The 26,425-nt window shown below is 54.5% G+C and carries 24 protein-coding genes; 13 read left to right on the top strand and 11 right to left on the bottom strand.

The annotated features are described in order from the left end of the window. Positions 1-115 precede the first annotated feature (115 nt). A complete protein-coding gene (hemE, locus tag AACH41_RS01065; protein WP_338656176.1) occupies positions 116-1,180 on the top strand; it encodes a uroporphyrinogen decarboxylase in 1,065 nt (354 codons plus the stop codon). Positions 1,181-1,186: 6 nt separating this feature from the next. On the opposite strand, the gene AACH41_RS01060 is transcribed toward hemE, so the two are convergent. Further along, positions 1,187-2,797 (bottom strand): glycosyltransferase family 39 protein, encoded by a 1,611-nt coding sequence (locus AACH41_RS01060; protein WP_338656174.1) that lies wholly within the window; start codon positions 2,795-2,797, stop codon positions 1,187-1,189. 297 nt (positions 2,798-3,094) lie between these two features. After that, a complete protein-coding gene (locus AACH41_RS01055; RefSeq protein WP_338656173.1) occupies positions 3,095-3,691 on the bottom strand; it encodes a cytochrome b in 597 nt (198 codons plus the stop codon). Between the two features lie 103 nt (positions 3,692-3,794). Here AACH41_RS01055 and AACH41_RS01050 point away from each other — a divergent pair, with 103 nt between their 5' ends. Then, positions 3,795-4,724: a quinoprotein relay system zinc metallohydrolase 2 gene (locus AACH41_RS01050; RefSeq protein ID WP_338656171.1), complete on the top strand. Its 930-nt coding sequence runs from the start codon at positions 3,795-3,797 to the stop codon at positions 4,722-4,724. Positions 4,725-4,730: 6 nt separating this feature from the next. On the opposite strand, the gene AACH41_RS01045 is transcribed toward AACH41_RS01050, so the two are convergent. From AACH41_RS01045 to AACH41_RS01030, 4 genes are read right to left on the bottom strand one after another with little or no spacing between them, the layout of a single operon-like run. Next, positions 4,731-5,522, bottom strand: coding sequence for an SDR family oxidoreductase (locus AACH41_RS01045; RefSeq protein WP_338656169.1), 792 nt, complete (start codon positions 5,520-5,522; stop codon positions 4,731-4,733). 12 nt (positions 5,523-5,534) lie between these two features. Further along, positions 5,535-6,233, bottom strand: a complete 699-nt coding sequence (locus AACH41_RS01040; protein WP_338656168.1) for an iron-containing redox enzyme family protein — start codon at positions 6,231-6,233, stop codon at positions 5,535-5,537. Further along, positions 6,230-7,726, bottom strand: coding sequence for an AMP-binding protein (locus AACH41_RS01035; protein ID WP_338656167.1), 1,497 nt, complete (start codon positions 7,724-7,726; stop codon positions 6,230-6,232). The genes AACH41_RS01040 and AACH41_RS01035 overlap by 4 nt, the downstream gene beginning before the upstream one ends. A gap of 9 nt (positions 7,727-7,735) precedes the next feature. Then, a complete protein-coding gene (locus AACH41_RS01030; protein ID WP_338656165.1) occupies positions 7,736-8,377 on the bottom strand; it encodes a thermostable hemolysin in 642 nt (213 codons plus the stop codon). A 366-nt stretch (positions 8,378-8,743) separates the two neighbouring features. Between AACH41_RS01030 and AACH41_RS01025 the strand changes: the two genes are divergently transcribed. Both AACH41_RS01025 and AACH41_RS01020 read left to right on the top strand, forming a co-directional pair. Further along, positions 8,744-9,457 (top strand): phosphatase PAP2 family protein, encoded by a 714-nt coding sequence (locus AACH41_RS01025; RefSeq protein ID WP_338656163.1) that lies wholly within the window; start codon positions 8,744-8,746, stop codon positions 9,455-9,457. Next, positions 9,454-11,145: a phosphoethanolamine--lipid A transferase gene (locus AACH41_RS01020; RefSeq protein WP_338656161.1), complete on the top strand. Its 1,692-nt coding sequence runs from the start codon at positions 9,454-9,456 to the stop codon at positions 11,143-11,145. Before AACH41_RS01025 ends, AACH41_RS01020 begins: the two co-directional genes overlap by 4 nt. Here the strand turns inward: AACH41_RS01020 and AACH41_RS01015 are convergent. After that, on the bottom strand, positions 11,142-11,585 hold the full coding sequence (locus AACH41_RS01015) for a hypothetical protein (RefSeq protein WP_338656160.1): 444 nt from the start codon (positions 11,583-11,585) through the stop codon (positions 11,142-11,144). The two genes, AACH41_RS01020 and AACH41_RS01015, sit on opposite strands and share 4 nt — an antisense overlap. 65 nt (positions 11,586-11,650) lie before the next feature. After that, on the bottom strand, positions 11,651-12,691 hold the full coding sequence (locus AACH41_RS01010) for a hypothetical protein (protein WP_194749744.1): 1,041 nt from the start codon (positions 12,689-12,691) through the stop codon (positions 11,651-11,653). A gap of 38 nt (positions 12,692-12,729) precedes the next feature. On the opposite strand from AACH41_RS01010, the gene AACH41_RS01005 reads away from it, so the two are divergent. Both AACH41_RS01005 and AACH41_RS01000 read left to right on the top strand, forming a co-directional pair. After that, complete coding sequence (locus AACH41_RS01005; RefSeq protein ID WP_338656158.1) at positions 12,730-14,412, top strand: HAMP domain-containing sensor histidine kinase; 1,683 nt, start codon at positions 12,730-12,732, stop codon at positions 14,410-14,412. Between the two features lie 2 nt (positions 14,413-14,414). Continuing rightward, a complete protein-coding gene (locus tag AACH41_RS01000) occupies positions 14,415-15,788 on the top strand; it encodes a sigma-54 dependent transcriptional regulator (RefSeq protein ID WP_338656156.1) in 1,374 nt (457 codons plus the stop codon). 10 nt (positions 15,789-15,798) lie between these two features. On the opposite strand, the gene AACH41_RS00995 is transcribed toward AACH41_RS01000, so the two are convergent. Next, on the bottom strand, positions 15,799-16,599 hold the full coding sequence (locus AACH41_RS00995; protein WP_338656155.1) for a class III extradiol ring-cleavage dioxygenase: 801 nt from the start codon (positions 16,597-16,599) through the stop codon (positions 15,799-15,801). Between the two features lie 18 nt (positions 16,600-16,617). Then, on the bottom strand, positions 16,618-17,007 hold the full coding sequence (locus AACH41_RS00990; RefSeq protein ID WP_338656153.1) for a DoxX family protein: 390 nt from the start codon (positions 17,005-17,007) through the stop codon (positions 16,618-16,620). Between the two features lie 163 nt (positions 17,008-17,170). On the opposite strand from AACH41_RS00990, the gene AACH41_RS00985 reads away from it, so the two are divergent. Beyond that, positions 17,171-18,076 carry a LysR family transcriptional regulator gene (locus AACH41_RS00985; RefSeq protein WP_338656151.1) on the top strand — a complete coding sequence of 302 codons (906 nt, stop codon included), beginning with the start codon at positions 17,171-17,173 and terminating at the stop codon, positions 18,074-18,076. Here the strand turns inward: AACH41_RS00985 and AACH41_RS00980 are convergent. After that, on the bottom strand, positions 18,060-18,464 hold the full coding sequence (locus AACH41_RS00980) for a DoxX family protein (RefSeq protein ID WP_338656148.1): 405 nt from the start codon (positions 18,462-18,464) through the stop codon (positions 18,060-18,062). The genes AACH41_RS00985 and AACH41_RS00980 overlap by 17 nt on opposite strands. 228 nt (positions 18,465-18,692) lie before the next feature. On the opposite strand from AACH41_RS00980, the gene AACH41_RS00975 reads away from it, so the two are divergent. The 6 genes from AACH41_RS00975 to AACH41_RS00950 all read left to right on the top strand — a co-directional run bounded on the left by AACH41_RS00975 (position 18,693) and on the right by AACH41_RS00950 (position 26,344). Next, positions 18,693-19,331, top strand: coding sequence for a TetR/AcrR family transcriptional regulator (locus tag AACH41_RS00975; protein WP_194749750.1), 639 nt, complete (start codon positions 18,693-18,695; stop codon positions 19,329-19,331). Continuing rightward, the gene (locus tag AACH41_RS00970; RefSeq protein ID WP_338656145.1) at positions 19,324-20,409 is read left to right on the top strand and encodes an efflux RND transporter periplasmic adaptor subunit; all 1,086 of its coding nucleotides are present in this window, start codon (positions 19,324-19,326) and stop codon (positions 20,407-20,409) included. Before AACH41_RS00975 ends, AACH41_RS00970 begins: the two co-directional genes overlap by 8 nt. Then, complete coding sequence (locus tag AACH41_RS00965) at positions 20,409-23,609, top strand: efflux RND transporter permease subunit (RefSeq protein ID WP_338656144.1); 3,201 nt, start codon at positions 20,409-20,411, stop codon at positions 23,607-23,609. The genes AACH41_RS00970 and AACH41_RS00965 overlap by 1 nt, the downstream gene beginning before the upstream one ends. Positions 23,610-23,757: 148 nt before the next feature. Continuing rightward, positions 23,758-24,414 carry a protein-L-isoaspartate O-methyltransferase gene (locus AACH41_RS00960; RefSeq protein WP_194749753.1) on the top strand — a complete coding sequence of 219 codons (657 nt, stop codon included), beginning with the start codon at positions 23,758-23,760 and terminating at the stop codon, positions 24,412-24,414. Positions 24,415-24,438: 24 nt separating this feature from the next. Beyond that, complete coding sequence (locus AACH41_RS00955) at positions 24,439-25,785, top strand: TolC family outer membrane protein (protein WP_338656142.1); 1,347 nt, start codon at positions 24,439-24,441, stop codon at positions 25,783-25,785. Between the two features lie 4 nt (positions 25,786-25,789). After that, entirely contained in the window at positions 25,790-26,344 is a 555-nt protein-coding gene (locus AACH41_RS00950; RefSeq protein WP_338656141.1) for an isochorismatase family protein, read from the top strand. Positions 26,345-26,425: the final 81 nt, after the last annotated feature.

Here is a 26,425-nt window from a genome sequence, read left to right as displayed (position 1 = left end):
CATATCGCAAAAAAACCGCATTCTTTCAGGTGAAACAACGGCTTGGCCTTTATAATCATGCTTTCAGCTGATGTGCATACAACCACAGCAGCACAGGCAACCGAAACCAGAGCAAATGACCACTCTTCAAAATGACACCTTTCTGCGCGCCATGTTGCGCCAGCCTACTGAATATACCCCGGTGTGGATGATGCGCCAGGCAGGCCGCTACCTGCCTGAATACCGCGAAAGCCGCAAAACCGCGGGCAGCTTTATGCAACTGTGCCAGAGCCCGGCCTTTGCCACCGAAGTGACCCTGCAACCACTGGACCGCTATCCCCAACTGGATGCGGCCATTCTGTTCAGCGACATATTGACCGTCCCTGACGCCATGGGACTGGGCTTGTATTTTGAAGAAGGGGAAGGCCCCAAGTTTGAGCGGACTTTACAAGAAGAGGCAGACATCCTCAAACTAGAAGTGCCTGACATGGCCAAACTGCAATATGTGTTTGATGCTGTCAGCAGTATCCGTCAAGCCCTGAATGGCCGCGTCCCTTTGATCGGTTTTTCAGGCAGTCCATGGACACTGGCCACCTACATGGTGGAAGGCAAAGGCGGCACCGACTTTTTGAATACCAAAAAAATGGGCTATGCCAGACCCGAATTACTGCACCGCATTCTGGAGATTACGGCGCAAACGGTGACGCAATACCTCAATGCACAGATTGCGGCCGGTGCACAGGCTGTGATGATTTTTGACTCTTGGGGGGGTGCCTTATCGCATCAAGGCTATCAGGAGTTTTCACTGCAATACATGCAGAAAATTGTCGCTGGCCTCACTAAAACCGCAGAAGGCAAACCAGTGCCCAGCATCGTGTTTACCAAAGGCGGCGGGTTGTGGCTGGAGTCACAGGCAGCCATCGGTGCCGATGCCCTCGGATTAGACTGGAGCGTGGATCTCGGCCAGGCACGGGCACGCGTGGGGGACAAAGTGGCGTTGCAAGGCAATATGGACCCGGCGATCCTGTTGAGCTCTCCTGCCGCCATCGAAAAAGAAGTCGCACAGATTCTGGCCAGCTACGGCCATGGTCACGGCCATGTGTTTAACCTGGGCCATGGCATCACGCAATGGACACCCCCGGAGCATGCGGCCTTCATGCTGGAAACCCTGCGCAAGCTGAGTCCACAGTATCACCTGTAAACGCCGTCACCGCACGAGCTTATTGCGGTCAGACTGGGCGGTGATGCTCTCACGAGGCCTTGTTTGGGCGAGGCAAAAACGTGAGACTTGCGCGGGACTGAATCGCCACAAATAGTGATCTCGCACAGTGGCGATCGGCGCGATGCCGGCGAGTATGGGTAAATGGTTGGCGTTACCAGGGTCGCCCGCCACCCAAACGGCCTGCTGCGGCCCTAGCTGGCAAACGTGTTGTGTCAACATACTTTCGGTTAACAACTGGTTTGCCGCTGTTTGCGGGTCAAAATGCTTGGCCTCTATCAGCTCCTTTTCCCAACTGTCGTCCAACACCTCATACTCAGCAGTGCGCCAATCAGCCACCATCCAGGCGGGATGCGATAACCGCAGATAAAACATCAAGTCAAACTGGTATTTATTGAGCAGAATCAATTGATCCTGTTTGCTAACCAAGGGCTTGACCTTGGTTGCCAGCAGGAAAGAAGCTGTTTTTTGCGCGTGCTGAATCACCATCCCCATGGCTATCACACAGGTCACGGCCGCCGCCAAAAATGTGACCCACAACCGCTTAGGGAAGCGGTACTGCCAGGCTTGCCGCATACCCATGGCTGTCAAAACCGCCATCGCCGGCAAAACTGGCATGATGTAGCCCAGTGGTTTGGAAACCGGGATCGAAAAAAATAGCAGGATCAATGCCAGCCAACATACCATCAGCCACGCCACATCCTGCTGCCGTGAACTCCAGAGCTGGACTTCGTGCTTGCGCAAGCGGGTCAACCACAGAGAAGCGGGCAAGGTCAGCGCCAATAGCACGGGCAGATAAAACCAGAACGGCTGCTGATTGTTAAAGTGCGTGCCGGTGAAGCGCTGCACATGGTGATGAATAAAAAAGTACTCCAGAAAGCCCTTAAACTGCGATTCCATGCATAAAAACCAGGGACTGGCCATCAGAAAAAACAATACCAGCGCTGGCCACCATAAGAAATACTTGAGAGACGCAAGACGGCGACTCACCAGCAGCCAGCCACCAGCGACCAGCACTGGCAAGACCATGCCAATCAGGCCCTTGGCCAGAACGCCTCCGGCAGCAAACACCATCGCCATATACAGATATTTCCGCTCCGGCTGGCCTTGTTCAATACTCCAGGTAAATTCTGCCGCCAGCATGATCGTCATGGCAATCATGCTGGCAACCAACATATCCAGATTGGCAAACTGGGCACTGGCAAAAAAGAATGGCTGCGTCACGAGCGCGACAAAAGCCAGTACCGCAGTTTTTTTGTCCAGATGCCTGGCTGTAAACCAATATAGCGCGATCGCCATCAATAAGGCAGCCAGCAAGGAGGCCAGCCTGCTCGCAAGCAGCGAGGGGCCAAAAAGTTTGAAACTGGCCGCCGTGATCCAGTAAAACAAAGGCGGTTTATGAAAATATGGCAAGCCATCCAAATGAGGGATCGCCCAATTTCCAGAGGTCAACATCTCCCAGGCAATGCCGACATAGCGGCCTTCATCCGGCAGGGTGAGTGGCCGACAAACGGCGGCCATGCCTAACCAAAGCAGGGTGACCGCTAACCACAGGAAGTGACTCAAATGACTGTTTTGTTTTATTTGTACTGGCGACATGCCTGTCCGCTTGTGATTGATGAACGACTGAGTGGCGAGTCAGGATTCATCACACGCTGATAGGCGCCATGTTAATTCCCGACATCCATCACTCACCAGCAAGGCGCATGCCAAATAAAATCACATTTAAAATCAATCACCTGCAATCAAAACCAATTTACTCTGTGCATTTTTTGCAGAGCGATACATGCCTTTAACCGGCCAAGTGCACTTTTTGCAGTGCGCTTGGGCACCATCAGCTGAAAAAGGAAAATAAAAAAGCCTGCAATCGCAGGCTTTTTTTAGGCAAACCGCTCTCTACTTCAGAGACATGCGCGACATAGTCTCGTCTTTATCTTTCCATTGATGTTTGAGTGCCCCAAGCACATGCACGATAAATGCAGCCAGCATCAGGTTGGCGAACAACTCGTGAGACTCTTTAAACACATCGCGCAAATCGGCATTATCCAGCCCGCCGAACACCTCCAGCCCAAACCACTTCAAGCCGAACTTGCTGTAAAGCGTCATGAGTACGCCGCTCAGTGGGATCAAGACCATCAGCAAATACAGCATGTGATGCACGGCTGTCGCCAGCTTACGCTCCAGCACTGAATAGCTGGCCAGCATGGCAGGCGGGGTATGTGTCACACGCCAGTAGACGCGAAAAATCACCAGCCAGAGCAAGGTAAAGCCGATGGACTTGTGCAGATTAAAATACAGGGTCCGGGCTGTGGCCGGCTCGTCCATCTGCCAGGTGACGATCCCCAGATCGAACAGATCAAAGGCCGTTTGTTTTGGCCCGTCTTTTGGCAACTCGCCCATGTACCAGCCTAGGGCAAACATGCCAATAATGACCAGTGCGATGAGCCAGTGCAGAATAATCGCCACCTTGGTATAACGCAGGGTTGAACTCATTGAATCTCCTTTGTAGATGGATGTGACCAGCCTGTGACAGCGGTCACTATGACTGCATGCATGAATTGTTTATGATGCATGAATCATTCATGGGTAAGCCGTCATGTTATCAAAAATCAACCGCTTTGGTGTGCGTCTTGTATACGTATTTGTAACGCTGTGTAGCCAGGCCTGGGCCGACGACTTTGAATTTAAACAGGTGGCGGACGGCATCTATGTGCACCATGGCAAGCATCTGGATATTGATGATGGCTATCAGGGCGACATCTGCAATCTGGGCGTCATTATTGGCCAAGAGGCCATTGCCGTGATTGACAGTGGCGGCAGCAAACATACCGGTGACCAATTACTCGCCGCCATTCGCCGCATCAGCCCCTTGCCTATCCGATATGTCATCAATACCCATGTCCATCCAGACCACACCTATGGCAACGCCGCTTTTCAAAATGGCACTACCCACTTTGTCGGTCACGAAAAGCTGGCCACCAACATGCTGCTGCGCAAGGAGCAATATGAAAAACTGAATGCGCTCCTACTGGGGGCTGACGGTGCGGCAAGCCCGACCATCCCCCCGGATACCCTTGTGCATGCCGAGCAGACGCTGGACCTGGGGCACCGCATCCTGCAACTACAAGCGCGCAAGGTAGCCCACACCCACACTGACCTCACCATTCTAGACACGCAAACCAATACCCTGTTTGCGGGCGACTTGCTGTTTGCGCAACGGACGCCAGTGGTAGAAGGCGACCTCAAAGGCTTGATCGCCGTGCTGGAGCAAATCAACCAGCAACCATACTCGCTCATTGTCCCCGGCCATGGGTTAGAGAGCAGCGACCAGAAAACCATCATTGGCAACGAGTTACGCTATCTCAACTTGTTATTAAGCGATATCAGAACCAGCATCAAAAAAGGCATCAGCATGGAACAAACCATGGACACCGCTGCCGCCTCTGAGCATGACAACTGGGTATTGTTCGACATCGCCAACCGGCGCAATGTCAATGTGGTTTACCCACAACTGGAATGGGAATAAGCCAGGCTACAAAAACCGCTTTGCCAGCCGAGCTTGTTGCTTCAAGCCCAGATTCACCAGCCTGGGCGCAACACCATTCAGCCAGGCAAAGAAGCTTTGCGGTTGCCCGATATACAGCTCTTGCTGGTCTTTGAGCAGCGCCTGGATGATTTTATCCGCAACAAATGGCGGCTCATCAATGGCTTGGCCGGACGCTTGCCACATGGCATTGGTGCGGTCGTCATTCATGGGGGTGGCAATAGCGCGTGGCGCGATATAGGTGACCCCGATGTTGCTATCGATGAGCTCGCGTCGCAAGGCCTGGCTAAAGCCATGAATGGCAAACTTGCTGGCGCAGTAGGTGGCAAAATGCGGGAACCCCAGCGAACCAAAAATAGAGCCGACAAATGCCAGATGCCCGCGGCCGCGCTGGCTAAAATAGGTGACAAATTCACGGCTTAATACCAAGGTCGCCGTGACATTGGTATGAATCATGTTGTCAATGTTCACTTCGGCCTGCTTGGCAAACTCGGTGAACTCAATGATGCCAGCATTGTTCATCAGCAAATCGACATGCCCCATCTCGCGCAAAGACTGCGTGAGCACTTGACTGGCCATATTCAGCTGCGCCAGATCGGCAACGATAATGTGCGCCTTGCCACCCTGACTGGTAATTCTTTTTTGCAAGACATGCAGTTTAACCGGATCTCGGCCAACGAGCCCGACGACGGCCCCTCTTGCACTCAACGCAAGCGCAAGCACCGAACCGAGGCCACCGGTCGCACCGGTCAATACCACATGTAAATTACGCAACTCCATGACTGATGGCTCCTAAGCTGCTTGTTGCAGCGTGTGATTGATCGCCGCTTGTGCCGCGACATGTTTAAAGATCTCGCCATACAAGCGGTAAAACCGTTTGGCCGCATGAATGATCGCTTGCTGGTCTTCTGCTTTGGTCACTTGATTCATGAGACTTTCGTAGAAAGTGACATGGCTAATATCCAGCGACCCATGCGAAAACAGATAGCTAAAGGCTTTTTTGGGCAACTGCAGGGCCTGCATGATTTTTTCGCCGGCCTGGGTGGCCACCGCTGTGCTCGTGCCTTCAAGCACTAACACCATGCCAAAAAAGCCCAGTGGATTCACGCGGTGTATCATGTCGTAGGCATAAGCCACCATCACCTCGGTTGCATGGCAAGCGGCATCTTGCTCGGTTGCACTGTGACGCACAGACTCCTTGTCGCCACCGCAGGCTTCAATATCATTCAGCACCCATTCCTGATGCCCCATTTCTTCTTCGATATATTCACCAATCGCGGTCCGCAACCATTCATACTCACCGCTCAACCGGCCGCCGCAGGCCATCAGTAACGGCGTGGTGTGCTTAACATGATGATAGGCTTGCGTCAGAAAAGCACGATAGGTTTCCAGGGTGATGTTGCCCTGTGCGCCTTGTTGAATCAAGGGCAAAGTCATTAAGGCGTTGCGCTCCTGCTCAGTGGCGCTCAATAATTGCTGATAAAAACTCATGCGGAAATTCCTTCATAAAGGGCGTTGATTTCTGCGGCATACGCGGCAGCAATCACATCGCGTTTTAAACGGCCATTGGCCGTCAGTTGTCCGTTTTGTGGGGTAAAGGGCTGCTTGGCATATATCACATCGCCCACTTGCGCATAATCAGGCAAGCCCTGATTCGCCCGTGCAATGCCTTGCGCCACTTGCGCCTGACTTGCCTGTGGTGCAAGCACCACCACCGCCACGTTATACGGCCTCGCTTCTCCAAACACACAAGCCTGTAACAATCCGGCCTGCTGAATCAATGTCGTTTCGACCCACTCTGGCGACACGTTGCGCCCGAATGAAGTAATAAACAGATTTTTTTTGCGGCCAGACAGGATCCAGTGACCTTCGGCATCCTGGTAGGCCAAATCGCCGGTCGGCAAGTAACCGTCCACATCAAGCGCTGGTTCAGTGATCGTCCCATCTGCCGCCATATACCCAGCGTAAATGGCTCCTTTGACCCACAACTCGCCGTGGCTATCCACGCGCAATTGCACGTGCGGCAAGGGCTGACCAATACTGCCGGGCTGATTGGCCAGTGGGGTATTCAGTGTGACCACCGAGGCACATTCGGACAAGCCATAGCCTTCGTATACCGGCAACCCCAGTGCATGTGCCTGTAACAGCAGCGCTGGCGCTACCTTGGCGCCCCCCACTGCGACAAAGCGCAACTGAGCCAGGGCCGACTGACCGGCTTGCAGGCAAGCCACCAGCGCACGCAACAACTCTGGAATCAAAATGGCCGTGGTGGCCTGGCTGGCTTGCAGGCCAAGGTAGAGCTTGAAGATATCAAACTGGCTACCGCTAAAGCCAACGGCCTCGCAGCTGTAGACCACGACGGCGGTGCCAGAGATCAGGCTGGCATAAACGCCGGCGACATTTTCCAACAAGGTGGCCAGTGGCAACACGCAAAAATGGCAGTCATCGTGGCCTGGTTTGACCTGTGTGCGAATCGAACTGGCAACTTGCCACATGTGGTCTTCGCTCAGGCAAACGCCTTTGGGCGCGCCGGTCGTGCCAGAGGTATAAGTAATTTTGGCCACAGGCGCCGCCCTGTCATGCGCCTGCACGCGAAGCAGCGTGACCATCTTGTCGGCCACCTGCCATTCAGCAACTAGCGCAGCCTCGGGGAACAGGCCTAGCCAGACTGCGGGCGTATCAGTCAACACCAGGCTGACGCCCGCATCCAGAATGGCATGCTGCTTTTGCGTCGCAGAGAAAAAGGCGGGCACCGGTACATTGGTCCAGCCCGCCGCCAGTATCGCCAGATCCAGCACGATCCAGGCCGGGCTATTATCAAGCGCCAAGGCGACACTGGCTTGCGGTGTCAACGTCATCAACGCCGAAGACACGCGCGTGATTTCTTTGGCAAGGGCAGCATAGCTCAGTTGCGTCTGTGCGCCCTGTAAGGCAATCTGCCCGGGAACTTGAGCCGCCTGCGCTTGAATTTCGTTCAGTATCATGATCGTGGCTTATAAAGGATCAGCCACACCGCGAATCGCCACAATTTGTGGGATATGTTTGTAGTAGCTGCCCCATTTTGCACGTTCTTGCGCATCCAGACGATCAGGATTCGCCGCCGCTAATGGATATAAGTCTCGCCCGCCCTTGATCAGGCCATTTTGCAAACTGTGATGTGCGGTCGCAACGCCCCATGGTAAATTCATACTCAGGCTATGTTGAATCACATGCGCAATCAGCACGCCGGCATTACGCGGATTGGCCACCGCCAGGTTACCAAAATAGGTGATTTCCTCACGTGCAATGTCGCGGCCAAGCTGGCGCGACATCAACTGCTCAATCGGCTCATCAATATACTGCTCGAGAAACAGACGGCCATAGGCGGCATTATGCAAACCAAAGGCGGCCATCAGCACACCACTGGCATCCCGCAAGGCCACCAGTTGCGGCATAAACTGGCTGACTTCTGCACCATAAATCTGTTTAAACACCGCAGCAATAAAGGCCTCCACCTCCTGACGGCAGGGGGCACCCTGCTCGACCAGGTGTCCGGTAATTTCATTGACCTGATAACGCTTGGCCTGGGCAAAGTCTCTCAGCTCATAGGCAGAGGCCGCGTGATAAAATGCTGTGTTTGGTTCTGAATGTAACATGTCAACCGTCTCGCAAAGAATGCTCTTGGGCTTTCATTTGCAATCCTTATGCCAGATCAATTTATACTTATAAATCATCATCTTAATCAAAAGCCACCCCGCAAAACCCTGCATATTTTGCAGACTATTAAAGGCTGTGTATTCAGCTTCTGCACATTTTGCAGAGGCTGATCGTCTATGAGCTGGCGCAGCCCTGTCAAGGATACAGTGTTTTCCCAATGCAAATCAGTCGTTTATCTTAGTATTAACGACGCGTACGGGAATGTGGCACACGGTTTGCATTTCATGTCCACGTTTTTGAAAACAAGAGACGCACCTCCTGTTAATCGTGCGAATATGGATAAAAACAGGCATACACACTGAGCGATGAATACTCAAACAATAACGCAACCCTGGTTACCTGAACCGACCTTGGCCATGCTGTGGAAAGCGTGGCTGCTCTCCGCCATGGTGATTGTCTGGCTGGCCAATGGCACGGGCATAGATCTCTATCTGGCCGACCAGCACTTTGACTTTGCTCAACAGGCCTTTAGCCAAAAGCATGCTTTTTTTTACGAAACCATCATGCATGAATATGCCAAGCATCTGCTGACCTTGCTCTGGCTCACCCTGTTGTTGATCAGCAGTGTGCCTGAACGCTGGGTCGGCAAGCGGCTGACAGCCTCCATGCGCTATAAATTACGCTGGATTCTTTTTTTGGCCTTGCTCAATGCGCTGCTGGTCTCTGGCCTCAAACATCAAATGCCGCATGCTTGCCCCTGGGATGTTGTGCGTTATGGCGGCGAGCTACAGTGGGCGCCTACATTCAGCAGCCATGCCGGGATTGAAGAGGGACACTGCTTTCCAGCCGGACATACCACCAGTGGCGTCTGGCTGTCGGCGCTCTGTTTGTTGTGGCTGCCGCACGCCCCGCGTAAAGCTCTGCTGGTGGCGCTATCTGGCCTGGCCGTCGGCTTAATGCTGGGTTGGACGCAACAAGTCAGAGGTGCCCACTTTTTATCGCATACCCTGACATCGCTTTGGCTGATGTGCAGTTGGCTATTGCTGGTCCTTACTTATACCAAGAGTCGTATTGAATGAAACTATTTGCAAACCTCAAGCGTGCTTTGTACGTACTGTTTACCCCCCAAATCTGCCTGATTTGGGCCGTCAGCCTGTGGTTGATGCTTACCAGCAACCATGCGCTGTTTAGCCACATCCTGAATCTCTACCCCTGGAATGCAGAAAATGCAGGCTTTATTATCAGCTTGAGCCTGTTTTTCACGTTTAGCATTACCTGGTGGCTGATGCTGTTGAGCCATGGCAAATCTGCTCGCTGGGTGTTGGCGGTGATTGTATTGTCTGCCGCCTGGGCCGCGTTTTATATGGATGAATTCGGCGTGATTATTGACCATGTCATGCTGGACAACGCCGTCAAAACAGATGCACGTGAAGTCATGGGACTGTTATCGTGGGGCTTTTTCATCAAAATGCTGTTGCTGGGTGTGATACCGGCACTGGTATTGATCAAAGCCGTGCCTGCCCGTTTTTTTGTGCGGGATGCGCTTAGCATTCGCCTCAAACAGATCGGCCTGTTGATGTTGGGCATGGTCCTGGTAGTGATCCCCTGTAGTGCAGATTACGCGACCTTTATCCGCGAACACAAACTGGTACGCATGTATGCCAACCCCACCTTCTTTCATTACTCGCTGGTGAAGTGGGCCTCGAAAAAAGTGTTTACCAGCAGTATTACCGGCTTGCAGAAAACCGCGGTAGATGCGGTCAATGTAGGGGAGCCGCGTCACCATGAACTGATTATTATGGTGGTCGGTGAAACCGCCAGGTTCGATCGCTTTTCATTGAACGGCTACCATAGGCTGACCAATCCCAGACTGAGCAAGGAAACCGTACTGAGCTTTAAGCAGGTGACCTCTTGCGGGACGTCCACCGCGGTTTCCGTACCGTGTATGTTTTCTTTGCTGACGCGCAAGCAATATGACGAGGAGAAAGCCTTGCATATGGAAAATGCACTGGACGTCCTGCAAGCGCATGGCGTAAGCGTACTTTGGCGTGACAATAACTCGGATTCAAAAGGGGTGGCGTTGCGCGTACCGTATGAGGATTTCAAATCACCGATACACAATCCGGTCTGCAATGACAACGAGTGCCGTGACATCGGCATGCTGAGCGGCCTGGACAAATTTGTCGCAAAAAACAAAGACAAGGATATTCTGATCGTGCTGCATCAGATGGGCAATCACGGGCCGGAGTATTACCGCCGCTATCCCGATGAATTCAAACGGTTTACGCCCGTGTGTAAAACCGGTCGCCTGTCGGAATGTACACAAGAAGAAATTGACAACTCTTACGACAATGCCATTTTATACACCGATTATTTCTTATCTGAAGTAATTCAGTTTCTGAAAAAATACGACGCCCAACGTGAAACAGCAATGCTCTATGTCTCTGACCATGGTGAGTCATTAGGCGAACACGGGATTTACCTGCATGCGGCGCCCTACATGATTGCGCCGCAGCAGCAAACACATGTGCCGGCCATTTTGTGGCTGGGGCAGCACTTTGACTATCAGCTGTCGCAAGTGACCCCTTATGAAAACTACCCGCTCAGCCACGACGATGTGTTCTGCACACTGCTCACCGCCTACGAGCTGAAATCAGAAGTCTGTCATGCCGAATTTAGCTGGTTGGCACAAAACCGTGAATTGATCGAGGAGCAAAGAAAGCACCTGATCCCACAACCGGGGCAAGCTGCCATCCCGGCAAACTAATTCGTATCACACCTCATCGTGGGCGCATCCGCGCTCACTTTGCCGGAGGACAGCCACAACACGGGTTTGACACGCTCATCCACATGGCAGGCATCAATGTAGCCGACGGCGCCATCGGTTTCAGCCACGTAACGAATCATCGCTTCTTCGGATTGCACCGTGTATGGCGGCTGCACCCCGTGGAAGTAGAGCCCGTTCCAGTAGTTGATTTGTGAGCGCGGCGTACTATGCAATACCCATTGTGAAAACTTGAGCCGCAGTGGGTGCTCACTGTGCAGATTGACAGGATGCAGCGCCTGCCCATGCTCGGCATACAGTTTCTTGCGCCAGAAAATCAGGCCCAGCTCATCGGCATGGATGCTGGGGGCCAGCCCCGCTTGTGCAGGCACAATCACGGCAATGGGACGGTTGTCGTCTGCCGCCTGAACGCTTGCCGCCATGAGCATTAGCATGCTCAGCAGACTGACGAGTCTACGCAGGCGATGATGTCTTTGCTGTAACAACATTAAAACATCACCGCAAAAGAGGTTACAAAACCGCGCGGCACATCGCTGTACTCCCCGCTGCCCCCAATAAACTCAAACTTGAGCAACTGGTTGGGTTTGACGCGCTTGGTCATGCCTAATACCCAGCGGTCTGCATTTTTGCTTTCCACTTCATGCAGCGTTTCCAGGCGGGTGATCCAGTACCACTCCTGACCTAGCGCATAGGCACTCTGCACGTAGCCGCCGCTGCCACCGTCATCGCCCGCCGTGGTTCTGCGCTCATACACTTCACCGCTAAACTCCCAGCGGTTGAGTTCAAGCAAAAAATCCAGGCCAAAGACATGATACGTGGGTGAGCCAGCATAGTTTTTCTGATAGCTCATCACATTGAGGCCCAAAGTATTTAAACCAGCATTGGCGCCGGTCAGGCCTAAAATATTGTTGAAGGCGACGCGGGCTCCCATGACATCGCGAAAGATGATTTCGTCGCCATCCTGATGCTGATCCTTGAGGGCTTCTGCATATACCTGATACTCAAGATCCACTTGCTTGACCGGCAAACTGCCAAACAACATGGCACCGTTGATGCCATAAGGGAACATGCGGCGTGTGACCAAGGGCCGGCTGGCGGTCCATACCAGCGGCGGCGCATGCAGTTGGTTCCAGCGTCCGGCAGGGGTTAGAAAACGTCCCAGCCTGACATTGGCTTTGTCATTCAGGTTGTAATCAAAATAAAAACGCTCGAGGTCCACGTAGCTTTTTTTGGTATTGACGCCCTGATGATGGTCGTAAGAAAGCGGGTCTTCCAGCTCCAGCTCGCTAAAAAACTTGACGCGGCCCCCCTGGTCCCAAGTGGTGATCATGCTGATTTGATTCAGCGTAAACTGGGTGGATTGCGTGCGAGGGACGCGAATGTCAGCACTGGTGTAGCCACCCACATGAAACGCATTCCAGAATGCATCCAGGTCTTCGGCGGCCACCGGCTTGCATAGCATACTCAGGCTGATTACACTGAGCATGACTCGAATACTGAGCACAACCCGACTGAAGCTGTTTAACATATCTGACCCATGATGATCGTCCCGGCTAAAACCATTTGATGCGTATTTTCTCACATCTGCCGCGCTTGCAAACGCCACTCACCATCCGCAAAATGCTTTTAATTGTATTTTTGCTGGCGGGCCTGTTGCCGGCACTCATGGTTAGCCTGATCAGTTTTTACCAGGCAAGGCAGGCGCTACGCGTAGAAATCAAGCACGACCTGCAAACCACAGGTAAAGCGGTTGCCGAGCACGTCGACCGGGTGTTGAACGAGCGTGTACAGAACGTCCGCAGCTGGAGCCAGCTTGGCATCATGCAAGACTTGCTGATAGAAGACATTGATAAACGCTTGTCGATGTTTTTGGCCGAGACGCGTAAAAGCTACGCCGAGCAATACCTCAGTCTGGATGTCATTAACCTCAAAGGGCATATCGCGGCCTCCAGCGAACCCGCGCATATCGGCCAGCCCCTGGCAATTCCGCCTGAGTGGATGCGGTTCCAGGATGATGACCAGGTGATCACGCTTTACCGGCTGGATCATCAGCAGCTCATGGTTTCGGCCCCCATCCTGTCGCAGAATACCCTGCAACCGCTTGGCACCCTGGTCGTCACCTTTAACTGGCGCGTGATTGAAAATCTGCTCGACCATGCAGCCCAACACAGCACCGAGCTGGCCTTGTTTGATCAAAAATTAAACCTGTTGGCTCAATCCAGCCACTGGTCCGATCAACAGCATAGCCTGCATGCACAGGCACCGCTGATCAGCCGTCTGCCGTTACAGGGCTGGCAGGTACATCTGAATAAAGATCACGATGAAGCCGTCGCGCCTGTGCATAGGCTGGGCATGATTTTTATTGTGGTGCTGGGCGTGACGCTGGTCTGCTCCATCCTGCTGGTACGCCCGATCGCGCAAAACATCAGCCGACCGCTGGAAGCCTTGACCCGTTATGTACAACGCTTTCGCCAACTCGACGCCATTGCACCGGTATCCAGCGGGCCGGTCGAGGTGCAGTCCTTGCACCAGGCGTTTACCGACATGGTGGCAGAGCTCGCCGCCTCGGAACAGCAACTGACACGCGCGGCCAAGCTGGCGGTGGTCGGTGAAATGGCAGCGGCCATGAGCCATGAAGTCCGCACCCCCTTGGGTATCATGCGTTCGTCCGCCGATGTCTTGTTACGCGAACCGAATCTTTCAGAAGATGGCCGAGAAGTGCTGGGCTTCATTATTTCTGAAACCGAGCGCCTGAACAAACTGGTCAGCACGCTCATAGACTCGGCCCGTCCGCGCGCACCCAGTAAAATCCCGCTCGACCTGCAAGCACATTTGCAGCATGTGATCGCCCTGCTGCAGGCGCAGGCACAATCCAAACAATTGACCCTGTCGCTCTCTGCCTCAGCGGCCGTGGTGGTGGAGGCGGACCAGGACCAGATGACGCAGGTCCTGCTCAACCTGCTCATGAACGCCATCCAGATTCTGCCCAAGGGGGGCCACATCGCCCTCAGCTTATGGTCAGATGCGACACATGCCCATATTTCGGTCGCAGATGACGGTCCCGGGGTGCCCCCTGCACAACAAACCCATCTGTTTGAAGCCTTTTTTACGCAACGCGCGGGCGGCGTCGGGCTGGGCCTGGCGGTGGTCAAACAAATCATGGAGACCCACGGTGGTACAATCCAATACTCAACCAGCCCCTGGCAAGGGGCGCAGTTTAACCTGACCTTGCCACTCGCAAACCCTTAATTATGTCCAGTCCACAACACACCATTTTAGCCGTTGACGATGAACCCCACATGCGCAGGCTGCTCGAAATCAGCTTGCGGCAAGCCGGCTACAAAGCGCTTTCGGCAGGCAACGGCCGCGAAGCGCTCGAGCTTGTCCAGCAACAGCAGATTGACTTGGTCGTGAGCGACCTGCATATGCCGGGCATGAGCGGTTTGCAGTTGCTTGAGGCCTTGCGCAAGCAATTTGAGCGCCTGCCATTCATCATGGTCACCGCCCAGGGCGAAATCAAAACCGCCGTCGAAGCCATGAAGCTGGGCGCCAGTGATTATATTTTGCGTCCCTTTGAGCTCGAAACATTGGAAATCGCGATTCAGAAGGCACTGGCAATCAACCGGATTCAACTGGAAAACTCGTTTTTCAAGGAGAGCAGACAACCCACGGTCACCGGCCTCATCGGCGATAGCGCGCCCATGCAGTCGCTGAAACAAATGATCCAGCAAGTGGCGCCGGAAAGAGCCACTGTGTTTATTGTGGGTGAAACCGGTACCGGCAAAGAGCTGGTCGCTAAAGCCCTGCATGATGCTTCGCCCAGAAAAACCGAATTGTTTGTTGCGGTGAACTGCGCAGCGATCCCGGCAGACATTCTTGAGTCAGAATTATTTGGTCATGAAAAAGGCGCATTTACCGGGGCGGTGAAAGAGCGTGTCGGCAAGTTTGAGCTGGCCAATGGCGGCACGCTGTTTCTGGATGAAATCACCGAAATGCCGATTCAACTGCAGTCGAAACTGTTGCGCGTATTGCAGGAGAATGTGGTGGAAAAACTGGGCGGCAACCGCCAAATCGCGCTTGATGTGCGCGTGGTGGCGGCGACCAACCGCGACCCCATGCAAGCCGTCAAAGAAGGCAAACTGCGCGAGGATTTGTATTACCGGCTCAACGTGATTCAACTGCAAGTGCCGCCATTGCGCGAGCGGGGAGAAGATGTCGGCTTGCTGGCAGCGTATTTTTTGGCTAAACGCCACGGCCAGCTCAGCGAAAGCGCACGCCTGTGTTTGCATCAATATCGCTGGCCGGGCAATGTCCGTGAGCTGGAAAATATTCTGGAGCGCGCCGCGATTCTGGCAGGCAGCCAAACCATCCAGCCCCAGCACTTACCGGCGGACATTGCGCAATCGCCCGGCCTTGGCCCGGCTTCGTCTACCGCCAATCTAGACACGTCCGCGACATCGGTAGAAAATGACCTCTCGATTCCGCGTGCCACGGAAGCCATTGAACGCCGCTTAATTCTCAAGGCACTTGAAGCCTGCCAGGGCAACAAAACCAAAGCCGCCAAGCAGTTAGAGATTAGCGAGCGCTCACTGTGGAACAAACTGAACCAGTACGGCCTGCGTTAATCGGCCATCCTCAACCCTGAGCGGTCCACATATAGGCATCCATGGCCAGAATGCCATAGGTGGTTTCGGGCGTGTAGCGTTGCCTGGCTCCAAACACCGTTCCAGGTGCCGTGCCTGACACACTGCCTGCGGCGACGAACAGCGGCATCAAATGATCTTCGGTAGGATGCGCTTGTCGTGCCCAGACACATTCATTGCGGTAATTGCACAGCGAGTCCCATTGCTGTTGCGCAATGCGTGCCGCCATCCAGTCGGCAAATGCATGCACATAAGCCAGCGGCGGTGCATTGCGATCTGCGCTAAAAAAATCCGACAAATTATGCGTGATGGCGCCGGAGGCGAGGATCAGGATATTTTGCGCATGCAGCGCTTGCAGGGCCTGACCCAGCGCAAACTGGGCAGCAGGCGAGCTGCGGCTCTGGATTGAAAGCTGCGTCACCGGAATATCGGCTTGCGGATACATGAGCATCAAAGGCACCCAGGCGCCGTGATCCAGCCCCCGGTCAGGATGCGCTTGTACAGGTAGATCATGCGCCTGCAGCAAAGCGAGCACTTGCTCCGCCAACCAAGGCGCGCCAGGTGCCGGATAGGTTTGTGTATACATGGCCGGGGGAAAGCCCGCAAAGTCATAAATGGTCTTTGGCTGGTTGGCCAGGCTCAGCGTTGGCACACGCGTATCCCAATGCGCAGACACCACCAGAATCGCCTCAGGCCGGGGCAAACTGGCAGCGAGCGCGGCCAGCATTTGCCCGGTCAGCCCCGGCGCTAGCGCCAGCGATGGCGCGCCATGCGAAACAAACAAAGTGCTCATATCAACCTTGACAGCAACCTAGCGGCGACGATGATCAACACTCAACGCCCCTGGCCCGAACGCAATAACCATCAACAAGCCACCGACAATGGTCAGGTTTTTCAAAAACATGATCTGCTGGATTTGGTCTGCCATATTGTTGTGAAACATGAACGCGGTTGCCACGGTAAATACGGCAATCCCCGCTGCGGCCAGACGGGTTTGATAGCCAACCAGCAAGGCGATGCCCAGTACCAGTTCGACAAACAAGGCAATCGCATAAGCCACTTCAGGCATAGGCGCGCCGACACTTTGAATATAGCCGATGGTTCCGGCGGGATTAGCAGCTTTGCTCAAGCCACTGATGATAAAAATATGTGACAACAAAATACGGCCGGTCACACTGGCGGCGGATTGCAAAGCATTCATGGGTAGGCTCCTAAAAGCGTGTGCAGGGGGAATCTGCCAGCACGCATCTGATTAAAAAAGTCGGGTTCATCCGGCTCACTGACAAAACGCATTGTATGCCTGCGCCATAAAAATGATAATTACCCTATAATGCGTAAAACTGTCTCATTAAAGTTGACAATAGATGACCTCTTTTGAAGATTTGCATTTCTTTGTCGAAGTGGTGAAGCATGGCAATTTCACCACCGCGGCGCACTCGCTGGGGATTTCCAAACAGCTGGTGAGCCGGCGCATTATTGCGCTGGAAGCGAGATTGGGCATGCGACTGCTGCAACGCACCACCCGCAAACTGTCTGCCACCGAAACCGGCAAAGTGTTTTTTCAGCGTGCGCAAACAATTCTGCAAGCACTGCATGAAGCGGAGCTGGAGGTCAGTAACCGCTCAGGCGATCTGCGCGGCCTGCTAAAAATTTCCGTGCCCCTGTCTTACGCCAGCTTGCGCCTGGCGCCGGCTTTAACCGCATTTATGCAGCAACACCCGCAACTGGAAATCTGGCTGGATGCCGATAATAGGCATGTGGATATGGTCAGCGAAGGCTATGATATGGTGATACGCGTGACTGACCAGCCAGAGGAAGGCATGGTGGCACGCAAGCTGGAAGACGCCGCGATGTGCTATTGCTGCAGCCCGGCGTATATTGCGCAGCATGGCATCCCATCGACCCCGCAGGCGCTGGCCAAGCACATTTGCCTCACCCATCGCGCCAGCGAGTGGCAGTTTGCCGAGCATGACCAGATCCACCGCATTCCCATCCAGCCCAGGCTCAAGTCCAACCACGGCGAAGTCTTGCGTGATGCTGCCCTGGCCGGACTCGGGATCACCGGGCTGCCCGCGTTTTATGTGGCAGCCGACCTGCAAGCAGGCCGCCTGGTAGAAGTGCTGGCCGACTACCGGCGGCCGCAGGGGGGTATTTACGCCATGTACCCTTATCACAAACAGGTCTCAGCCAACACGCTGGCCTTGATTGAGCATTTGCGTCAATGGCTGCAAGCACCGCCTGCGGGGACAGCGATCACTGCGGCAACATAATGCGCTTACCGCCATCCACACTGTAGCCGCCTGGACCAAAGGCAATCACAATCAGCAAACCACCGACGATGGTCATGTTTTTAAGAAACATAATGACTTGCAGCGGGTCGGCCATATTGCTGTGAAACACCAGCGCAGTGACAAAGGTAAACAGCGCAATGCCAGCCGCAGCCAGCTGTGCACGAAACCCCAGCAGCAAGGCAAAACCCAAGCCAAGCTCAACCACCAGCGCTACTGCATAAGCCAGCTGCGGCATCGGCAAATGCGCACTTTCGATATAGGCCAGCGTGCCCGCAGGATCCAGCACCTTGCCCACCCCACTCACAATAAACACCAACGATAACAACACACGCCCCAACAAACTGATCCACCGTTGCCGTACATTCATCTTGATCGCTCCTTGTCATTATTTGGATTGCGCAAGCGTCGCCCGCCCCCATGATTCCACCGGCCAGTGCATTGCGGCAATCTTAACCCGCTAATCAGCTCAAAACCGAATACCGGTGTATCACATTTGTTACTCTGCACCATTCAGCCCAGAATTACCAGCACCCATTGACATTAAATAATTACAGTGTTAACTTAACATTGTTACATTTAATTTCAGTGGTCAGCCATGCCCCCCAAGGTGAAGACAGAAGTCGAGAAGCAAGCGATCAGGATGCTGATCATGGATGCTGCGCGCGAACTGTTTATTCACCAGGGGATAGAAGCGGTCACCATGCGCGCGGTCGCCCAACGGGTGGGCTATACCGCCACCAGCCTCTATCTGTATTTCAGTGACAAAGAAGCCCTGATCCGGGCGGTGGTCGATGCCGACTTCCTCAAACTGGCGCAGGCACTCAAAAGCACCTTTGAAATCAGCGACCCCTTGCAGCGATTTCTGCAATTTGGCCAACACTACATCGAGTTTGCACTGAAGTATCCCAATCATTACCGCATGATGTTCATGACGCCTCATCCGCCTTTGGCCCCAGAACTGTCCAGCATCGAGCGTCACAACCCGGAGCAGGATGCTTACGCGCAGCTGATTGAAGTGGTGACCAGCGCCTGGCAGGCGGGCATCTTCCGACCGACACTGACTGACCCGGTGCTGATTGCGCAGACGGTATGGTCCGCCATGCATGGTCTCTGCGCCTTACAAATCAATATGTGCCATGACACCTGGGTCAACTGGCGGCCTCTAGAATCGCGCATGCAGGCCATGGTACAGATGTGGACGAATGGTTTTTTGAAAGCCCCTACCCATGAATAACGCTCGCCTTTATTTATACAGCCTGGCCCTCATGACCGTATTGAGCGGCTGCCAACCTGAGACAGAGGCGCCAGCTGCGCCGCGCCCGGTGTGGGTGATGACCATCGCAGACAGCGCAGTCGCAACCACCGCCCGTTACACCGGCGAAGTGAAGTCGCGCTATGAGTCGAATATTGGCTTCAGAATTAGCGGCAAAATCATTACGCGTGCTGTCAATGTCGGTGAGCTGGTTAAAAAAGGGCAACTCATTGCGCAACTGGATCCGAGCGATACCCGTTTGAATGCCCAATCGGCCAGCGCCGAAGTGCAAACCGCACAGGCCAACCTGGCGCTGGCGCAAACTGAGCTGGCCAGACGCCAGCAACTTTACCGCCAGCAATTTATTTCAAAATCGGCCCTGGACAGCTACGAGACACAAGTGAAAACCAGTGCAGCGCGGCTAGAGCAGGCCAAATCGCAAGCCGCAGTCAGCCAGCATCAAACAGGCTACACCCAACTACTGGCAGACCGTAGCGGTGCCATCGGCATGATACAGGCCGAGCCGGGACAGGTGGTGGCCGCCGGACAAACCATTGCCCGGATTTACGACTTGCAAACGCTGGAAATCCAGATTGCCGTCCCCGAAACCGTGATTGATACCCTGCACCCCGGTGATCAGGCCAGCGTAATGCTGCAAGGCCTGCCCCACGCCTATCAGGGCCGTATTCGCGAAATTGCGCCGGCAGCCAATAGCCAGACCCACGCCTTCGATCTGCGCATCCAGTTGCTGGATGCTGATGCCAAAGTCAAACTGGGCATGACCGCAGACGTGCGCTTTTTATCAGGTGCAGCCAGGCAAACTATCTTGGTCCCGAGCACGGCGGTCACCCAATTTGCCGACCACCCCAGCGTCTGGGTGATCGACGCGCAACAGCAGGCGCATCGACGAGCGGTGACCACCGGCAACGTCACTGAAGCGGGCGTAGAAATCACCTCAGGCTTGCAAGCCAACGAGACCATTGCCACCATCGGCGTGCACACCCTGACAGAGGGCATGCGCGTGCAAGCCGTCACTCCTGGCCCGGAGGTATTGCGCTAATGAGCGAACACACCACACCAGCGCATACAGCCACCAGCCCCTCGCTGTCGCAGCGCTTCAACCTCTCGACCTGGGCCCTCAAAAACCAGGCCCTGGTGCTGTATTTCATTTTGCTGACCTTGCTCGCCGGCAGCTTTGCCTATACCCACCTCGGGCAATCAGAAGACCCGCCCTTTACCTTTAAAGTCATGCTGGTGCGCGCCAGCTGGCCGGGCGCCTCTGCGCAAGAGGTTGAGCAGCAGATCACGGATAAAATTGAAGAAAAACTGCAAGAAATCCCGTCCATCGATTACACCAGCAGCTATTCGCGCCCGGGTGAGTCGGTGGTGTTTATTGTCATTCGCGATAATACCTTCTCCGAAAAAATCCCCGAGCTCTGGTATCAGGTACGCAAAAAAATTGGCGACATCCGCCACACCTTTCCACGCGACCTGCAAAGCCTGACCTTTAACGATGAGTTCAGCGACGTCTATGGCAGCATGTATGCCATCACCGCCGACGGCCTCAACCCGCAACAACTGAAAAGACAAGCCGAATGGGTAAGAGCGCGTCTGCTCAAACTGCCCGATGTGGAAAAAGTTGATTTGTTTGGTGAGCAACCACAAAAAATCATCATCGAAATTTCCAATCAAAAACTCACTTCCCTGGGCATCACGCCGGCACAACTGGTGCAAATCCTGCAGCAGCAAAACAGTGTCGTTGGCGCCGGGACCTTTGATGCAGGCCCGGAAAGAATCCGTCTGGATGTCAGTGGTCGCTTGCAAACACTGGAGAATTTACGCCAGTTTCCGATTCGGGCAGGGAATCAGAACCTTAGGCTGGGCGAGATTGCCACCATTAAACGCGGCTACGCCAATCCGCCGGCAGAGCGCATTCACTTCAATGGCACGCCCACCTTGCTGATCGGGGTCAGCATGCAGGCCGGCGGTGACGTCATTGCCTTGGGCAAGGCCATGCAAAGCACCATACGCAGCGTGCAAACACAATTACCGGTCGGGGTGCAATTACATCTGGTCACCTCGCAGCCCGAGATCGTACAACACTCGGTGCATGATTTTGTCCGCTCCCTCATTGAAGCCTTGCTGATTGTGCTGGCGGTGAGCCTGCTCTCTCTGGGCTGGCGGACCGGCATTGTGGTCGCCGTCGCCATCCCGATTGTGCTGGCCGGGACATTTCTGCTCATGGACTGGTTTCAGATTGGCCTGCACAAAATTTCGCTGGGCGCACTGATTTTAGCGCTAGGCTTGCTGGTCGATGATGCGATTATTGCGGTCGAAATGATGGCGGCCAAAATGGAACAAGGCTGGGAGCGTATGCAAGCCGCTTCCTTTGCCTTCACCTCCACCGCCATGCCCATGCTGACCGGCACGCTGGTTACAGTGGCAGGCTTTCTGCCGATTGCCACCGCGGTCTCCTCAACCGGCGAATATACCCGCTCCATCTTCCAGGTCTCGGCCATTGCACTGAGTCTGTCCTGGATTGCCGCGGTGATTGTGGTGCCCTTTTTAGGCTATCACTTGCTGCCAGATGCCGCTGCACATGCCCAACCTTCACTCTGGCGCCGGCTCAAGCAAACATTAGGCTTTAAAAGCGATGATCAAGAAGCGAGCGCTCACAACGAAGAGACACTGTATGCCACGCCGTTTTACCAGCGCCTGCAAGGTACGGTCAGCTGGTGTGTCCAGCACAAGGGCCTGGTGATTCTGGCAACCATCGCCTTGTTTGTGGTTGCCATGCTGAGTTTTGGCAAAGTGCAGCAACAGTTTTTCCCCGACTCGACCCGTCTCGAAATCGTGGTCGATTTGCGTCTGGCCGAGAATGCCAGCGACCAGTCCACCGAAGCGGCCGTGACCAAACTCGAGCGCTGGCTCAACGATTGGCAAGCAAAACATGGCAAGGTGGAGAATGTCGTGTCCTACCTGGGCTCAGGTGCACCCCGCTACTACTTGCCGCTAGACGTGCAATTGCCACACCGCGCCTTTGCCCAACTGGTGATTTTGACTAAAGACCTGCCACAGCGTGAAGCCTTGCGCACAGATCTGCTGAACTTGTTTCAACACGATTTTCCACAACTCCGCGCTTCGGTATTGCGGCTGGAAAATGGGCCACCAGTCGGCTTTCCGGTGCAGTTCCGCGTCGACGGCAAAAACCTGAAAGCGATCCGTGAGGTGGCGCACCAGATTGCAGACGCGATGCGCGCCAACCCGCACCTGATCAATGTGCAACTTGGCTGGGAAGAACCGAGCAAAGTGATCCACATTGAGGTGGACCAGCACAAGGCACGCCTGCTCGGCATCAATACACCAGACATCGCGCAGTTGCTCAACACGCAGTATTACGAACAGGTGGTCAGCGAGTTCAGGGAGGCGAATGAGCGCATAGACCTGGTCATGCGTAGTCCGGTCGATGAGCATGCGCAACTGTCGCAAATCGGCCAATTAACGGTATTGAGCCAGAATGGCGAACGCGTGCCGCTGGCGCAAGTGGCCACCATTGAATATGGCTTTGAAGAAGGCGTGATCTGGCGTCGCAACCGCGTGCCTTCACTCACGGTGCGTGCGCATTTACGCGGCAAAATGCAGGCACCGGTGGTCTCCGGCCAGGTGCAACAAGCCATTGCCCCGATTTTGCAGCACTTGCCGGCAGGTGTCACGGTAGAAACCGGTGGCGCGATTGAAGAGTCCGCCAAAGGCGCCAGCTCGGTGGTTAAAGGCGTCCCGCTGTTTTTAGCCGCTGTATTCACGTTGCTGATGCTGCAACTGCGCAGCTTGGCTAATGTCTTTCTGGTGGTATTGACCGCGCCCTTGGGCATGATAGGCATTAGCTTTGCCCTGCTGATTTTTAATATGCCGTTTGGCTTTGTCGCCATGCTGGGCAGCATTGCGCTCTCCGGCATGATCATGCGTAACTCGGTCATTCTGGTCGACCAGATCAATCAGGACATTGCCGAGGGCGCCTCGCTGGAGCAAGCGGTGGTGCAATCGACCGTGCGCCGCTTCCGGCCGATTGTACTCACGGCCGCTGCGGCCATTCTGGCCATGATTCCGCTGACGCGCAGCGTGTTCTTCGGGCCGATGGCAGTCGCGATTATGGGCGGGCTGGCCGCCGCCACCTTGCTGACCATTTTGTTTGTGCCAGCACTGTATGCGTTCTGGGCCCGTTTGACCGACAGAACCATGCAATCATGGCGCAATCAATGATAGGGCGCGATTAAAAAATTTCGACGCCGCATAGATTGAATAGGTAAGGCGCAATTTTTTATGCGCAACGCAGTATCGCAACGAAAGTTGAATGAATAGAAGTGCCCTATAATGTTTTTTCTCTTTAACCGGATAGTGGGATTCAAAAATGACAGACCAGGCAACCGCACGTTTTAACATGATTGAGCAACAAATCCGCACCTGGGAGGTGCTGGACCCGCAAGTATTGGCCACGCTGAGCAACACGCCGCGTGAAGCATTTGTGCCAGACGCCTACCGTGGCCTGGCGTTTGCCGATATTGAAATCCCGCTGGACATGGGTCAGCACATGCTGAGCCCAAAAATCGAAGGGCGTTTTTTGCAAGCGCTGCAACTGCAAGCCAAAGACAAAGTGCTACTGGTCGGCGCTGGCAGCGGCCATCTGGCCGCACTGATGGCGCAACACTGCGCACAAGTCACTGCGCTGGAGATTTTCCCGGAGCTGTGCGCGCTGACCGCGAAAAATCTGGCCAAACAAGGCATCCAGAATGTACAGCTGATTGAGGCCGATGGTCACAATGGCTATGAAGCTAAAGCCCCTTATGACGCCATCGTATTTACCGCCTCCAGCCCGGTTGAACCCGAAGGCGTGCGCTACCAGTTGAGCATTGGTGGCCGTATGCTCATCGTGCTGGGCAAAGCCCCGGTCATGCAGGCGACGCTGGTACAACGTCTGGCCGAGCACAGCTTCAAACAAGACGTCCTGTTTGAAACCAGCCTGACTGAAATGCAAAACGCACCCCAGGCCCTGGCCTTTACTTTTTAACATCTCATGTCTGTTTAATGCCTTATGTCTAGCCCTGCCTATTTGAGAGTAGTGATGCTGATTGCCAGCCTGTGGTGGTCGGCACACGCCAGTGCTGCCGCGCAAAGCCTGGTAGACGTGTATCAGGAAGCCCTCGCCAGTGATCCGGTGCTGGCCTCGGCGGGTAGTGCCAATCAGGCTGCGCAAGAAGTGATAGAACAGGCCAAAGCTGGCTACCGTCCTTCAGTGAATTTCACGGCGGGCGCGAATGCCAACCGCACCGATTTAAAAATCGTCGGTAGCCAGGCGCCCTTCCCCGGCGGGCGCAACAACTACGAAGCTTATCAGGCACAGCTACAAGCCAGACAACCGCTTTTCCGCAAAGAGGCCCTGGAGCGCATAGACCAAAGCAAGGTGCAGGTGAGCATCGCTGACAAGCAATATCACCTGGCGCAACAAAACCTGATGTTACGCACCACGCAGGCCTATTTTGAGGTGCTGCTGGCGCAAGACCGCAACATGCTGATCACCGCGCAAAAAGAAGCCATTCAGCGCCAGTTGCAACAGGCCAAGGCCAATTTTGAGGTGGGCACCACCACCATTACCGACGTCAATGAAGCGCAAGCGCGCTATGACCTGATCGTGGCGCAAGAGCTGGCCGCACTCAATGACATTGATATTGCCAAACGCAGCCTACAGGCGATCACCGGCAAATTGCCAGAACGCCTGGCCAGTGTGCGCGAAGATATCCAGATCAGCCCCAGCCTCAAGCCCATGCAAGAATGGCAAGAGGTCGCCCATGCCAGCAACCTGAACATCCAGATTCAGCAAGAAACGGTACAGGTGAATGAAAAAGATATCGAAATCGCGCGCGCCGGGCATTACCCCACCGTAGATGCCGTCGCCAACTATCAGGACAGCTACGCCAATGGCGGCCAGTACGGGTTTGGTGCCGACCTGAAAAGTGCCAGTATAGGCGTGGAAGTCTCTGTGCCGCTCTATCAAGGGGGGGCCGTGAATTCACGCGTGCGCCAGGCCGCCTACAATCGGCAAAAAGCCCTAGATGACTTGCAAAACGTCATGCGCCAGACCACTCTGGAAACCCAACGCGCCTACCTCAACCTGAACACCAGCATCGCCCAGGTGAGAGCGCTTGAGCAAGCGCTCAAGAGCAGCCAAAGCCAGCTCGACTCCACCAAGCTCGGTTACGAAGTCGGCATACGCACCAGCGTAGATGTACTCAACGCCCAGCAGCAATATTACAGCGCCAACCGTGATTTATTGCAGGCCCGCTATAACTACCTGGTGAATATCATTCGCCTCAAAACCGCCAGCGGCATCGTCTCCGAAGCCGACCTGCAAGACATAGACCAACAACTAGCCAAGAGATAAGCCCATGAAGCCAGTCATTGCCACCACAGATGCCGTTTGGATGCTGATTGATATACAAACCCGGCTCTGTGACGCGATGCAACCTGAGCCCATGGCCGCCGTCATCAAAAACATTCAGCGCCTGATTCAAGGCGCCCAGCTCCTGAATATCCCGCTCTGGGTGACTGAACAATACCCGGAAAAACTCGGCGCAACCCTGCCCGCGCTGCAAACCCTCTTGCCCGATTACACCCCGCGCACCGCAAAACTCGCCTTCTCCGCCTGGCACGAGTCCAGCTTTCAGGAATCCTCCGTCAGCGTCGCCCCTCAAGTCGTGCTGTTCGGCTTAGAGGCCCATATTTGCGTGCAACAAACCGCCCTAGATGCACTCGCCGCAGGCAAGCAAGTGTTTGTGGTAGAAGACGCCGTCATCTCACGCGCAGAAAGTAACCGCCACAACGCCATAGAGAGAATGCGCAATGCCGGTTGCATCATCACCAATACAGAATCCATGCTGTTTGAGCCCATGCAAGGCGCCACGCATGCGCAATTCAAGGCGGTGTCGGCACTGATTCGCTAGCTAGCTGGGTGCACCAACGCCTTTAGCGTATTTGGATGTGGGAAATAAATACTTCGTTACCATTTTTCAGGCTTAGTCAGA

Origin of the sequence: Methylophilus sp. DW102 (assembly GCF_037076555.1) — a bacterium.
GTDB lineage: Bacteria > Pseudomonadota > Gammaproteobacteria > Burkholderiales > Methylophilaceae > Methylophilus > Methylophilus glucosoxydans.
Note: the sequence above shows the minus strand (reverse complement) of the source record. Positions and strands in the feature narration are given on the sequence as shown.

Excerpts from the sequence above, each read along its gene's own strand:
- AACH41_RS01005 (WP_338656158.1), top strand. The coding sequence starts at position 12,730 with ATGCGTATTTTCTCACATCTGCCGCGCTTGCAAACGCCACTCACCATC.
- AACH41_RS00955 (WP_338656142.1), top strand. The coding sequence starts at position 24,439 with ATGTCTAGCCCTGCCTATTTGAGAGTAGTGATGCTGATTGCCAGCCTG.
- AACH41_RS01045 (WP_338656169.1), bottom strand. The coding sequence starts at position 5,522 with ATGGAGTTGCGTAATTTACATGTGGTATTGACCGGTGCGACCGGTGGC.
- AACH41_RS01050 (WP_338656171.1), top strand. The coding sequence starts at position 3,795 with ATGTTATCAAAAATCAACCGCTTTGGTGTGCGTCTTGTATACGTATTT.
- AACH41_RS00975 (WP_194749750.1), top strand. The coding sequence starts at position 18,693 with ATGCCCCCCAAGGTGAAGACAGAAGTCGAGAAGCAAGCGATCAGGATG.
- AACH41_RS01025 (WP_338656163.1), top strand. The coding sequence starts at position 8,744 with ATGAATACTCAAACAATAACGCAACCCTGGTTACCTGAACCGACCTTG.
- AACH41_RS01035 (WP_338656167.1), bottom strand. The coding sequence starts at position 7,726 with ATGATACTGAACGAAATTCAAGCGCAGGCGGCTCAAGTTCCCGGGCAG.
- AACH41_RS00985 (WP_338656151.1), top strand. The coding sequence starts at position 17,171 with ATGACCTCTTTTGAAGATTTGCATTTCTTTGTCGAAGTGGTGAAGCAT.
- AACH41_RS00950 (WP_338656141.1), top strand. The coding sequence starts at position 25,790 with ATGAAGCCAGTCATTGCCACCACAGATGCCGTTTGGATGCTGATTGAT.
- AACH41_RS01030 (WP_338656165.1), bottom strand. The coding sequence starts at position 8,377 with ATGTTACATTCAGAACCAAACACAGCATTTTATCACGCGGCCTCTGCC.
- AACH41_RS00970 (WP_338656145.1), top strand. The coding sequence starts at position 19,324 with ATGAATAACGCTCGCCTTTATTTATACAGCCTGGCCCTCATGACCGTA.
- AACH41_RS01020 (WP_338656161.1), top strand. The coding sequence starts at position 9,454 with ATGAAACTATTTGCAAACCTCAAGCGTGCTTTGTACGTACTGTTTACC.
- AACH41_RS01010 (WP_194749744.1), bottom strand. The coding sequence starts at position 12,691 with ATGTTAAACAGCTTCAGTCGGGTTGTGCTCAGTATTCGAGTCATGCTC.
- AACH41_RS00960 (WP_194749753.1), top strand. The coding sequence starts at position 23,758 with ATGACAGACCAGGCAACCGCACGTTTTAACATGATTGAGCAACAAATC.
- AACH41_RS00995 (WP_338656155.1), bottom strand. The coding sequence starts at position 16,599 with ATGAGCACTTTGTTTGTTTCGCATGGCGCGCCATCGCTGGCGCTAGCG.
- AACH41_RS01060 (WP_338656174.1), bottom strand. The coding sequence starts at position 2,797 with ATGTCGCCAGTACAAATAAAACAAAACAGTCATTTGAGTCACTTCCTG.
- AACH41_RS00990 (WP_338656153.1), bottom strand. The coding sequence starts at position 17,007 with ATGAATGCTTTGCAATCCGCCGCCAGTGTGACCGGCCGTATTTTGTTG.
- AACH41_RS01000 (WP_338656156.1), top strand. The coding sequence starts at position 14,415 with ATGTCCAGTCCACAACACACCATTTTAGCCGTTGACGATGAACCCCAC.
- hemE (WP_338656176.1), top strand. The coding sequence starts at position 116 with ATGACCACTCTTCAAAATGACACCTTTCTGCGCGCCATGTTGCGCCAG.
- AACH41_RS01055 (WP_338656173.1), bottom strand. The coding sequence starts at position 3,691 with ATGAGTTCAACCCTGCGTTATACCAAGGTGGCGATTATTCTGCACTGG.
- AACH41_RS01040 (WP_338656168.1), bottom strand. The coding sequence starts at position 6,233 with ATGAGTTTTTATCAGCAATTATTGAGCGCCACTGAGCAGGAGCGCAAC.
- AACH41_RS01015 (WP_338656160.1), bottom strand. The coding sequence starts at position 11,585 with ATGGCGGCAAGCGTTCAGGCGGCAGACGACAACCGTCCCATTGCCGTG.
- AACH41_RS00980 (WP_338656148.1), bottom strand. The coding sequence starts at position 18,464 with ATGAATGTACGGCAACGGTGGATCAGTTTGTTGGGGCGTGTGTTGTTA.
- AACH41_RS00965 (WP_338656144.1), top strand. The coding sequence starts at position 20,409 with ATGAGCGAACACACCACACCAGCGCATACAGCCACCAGCCCCTCGCTG.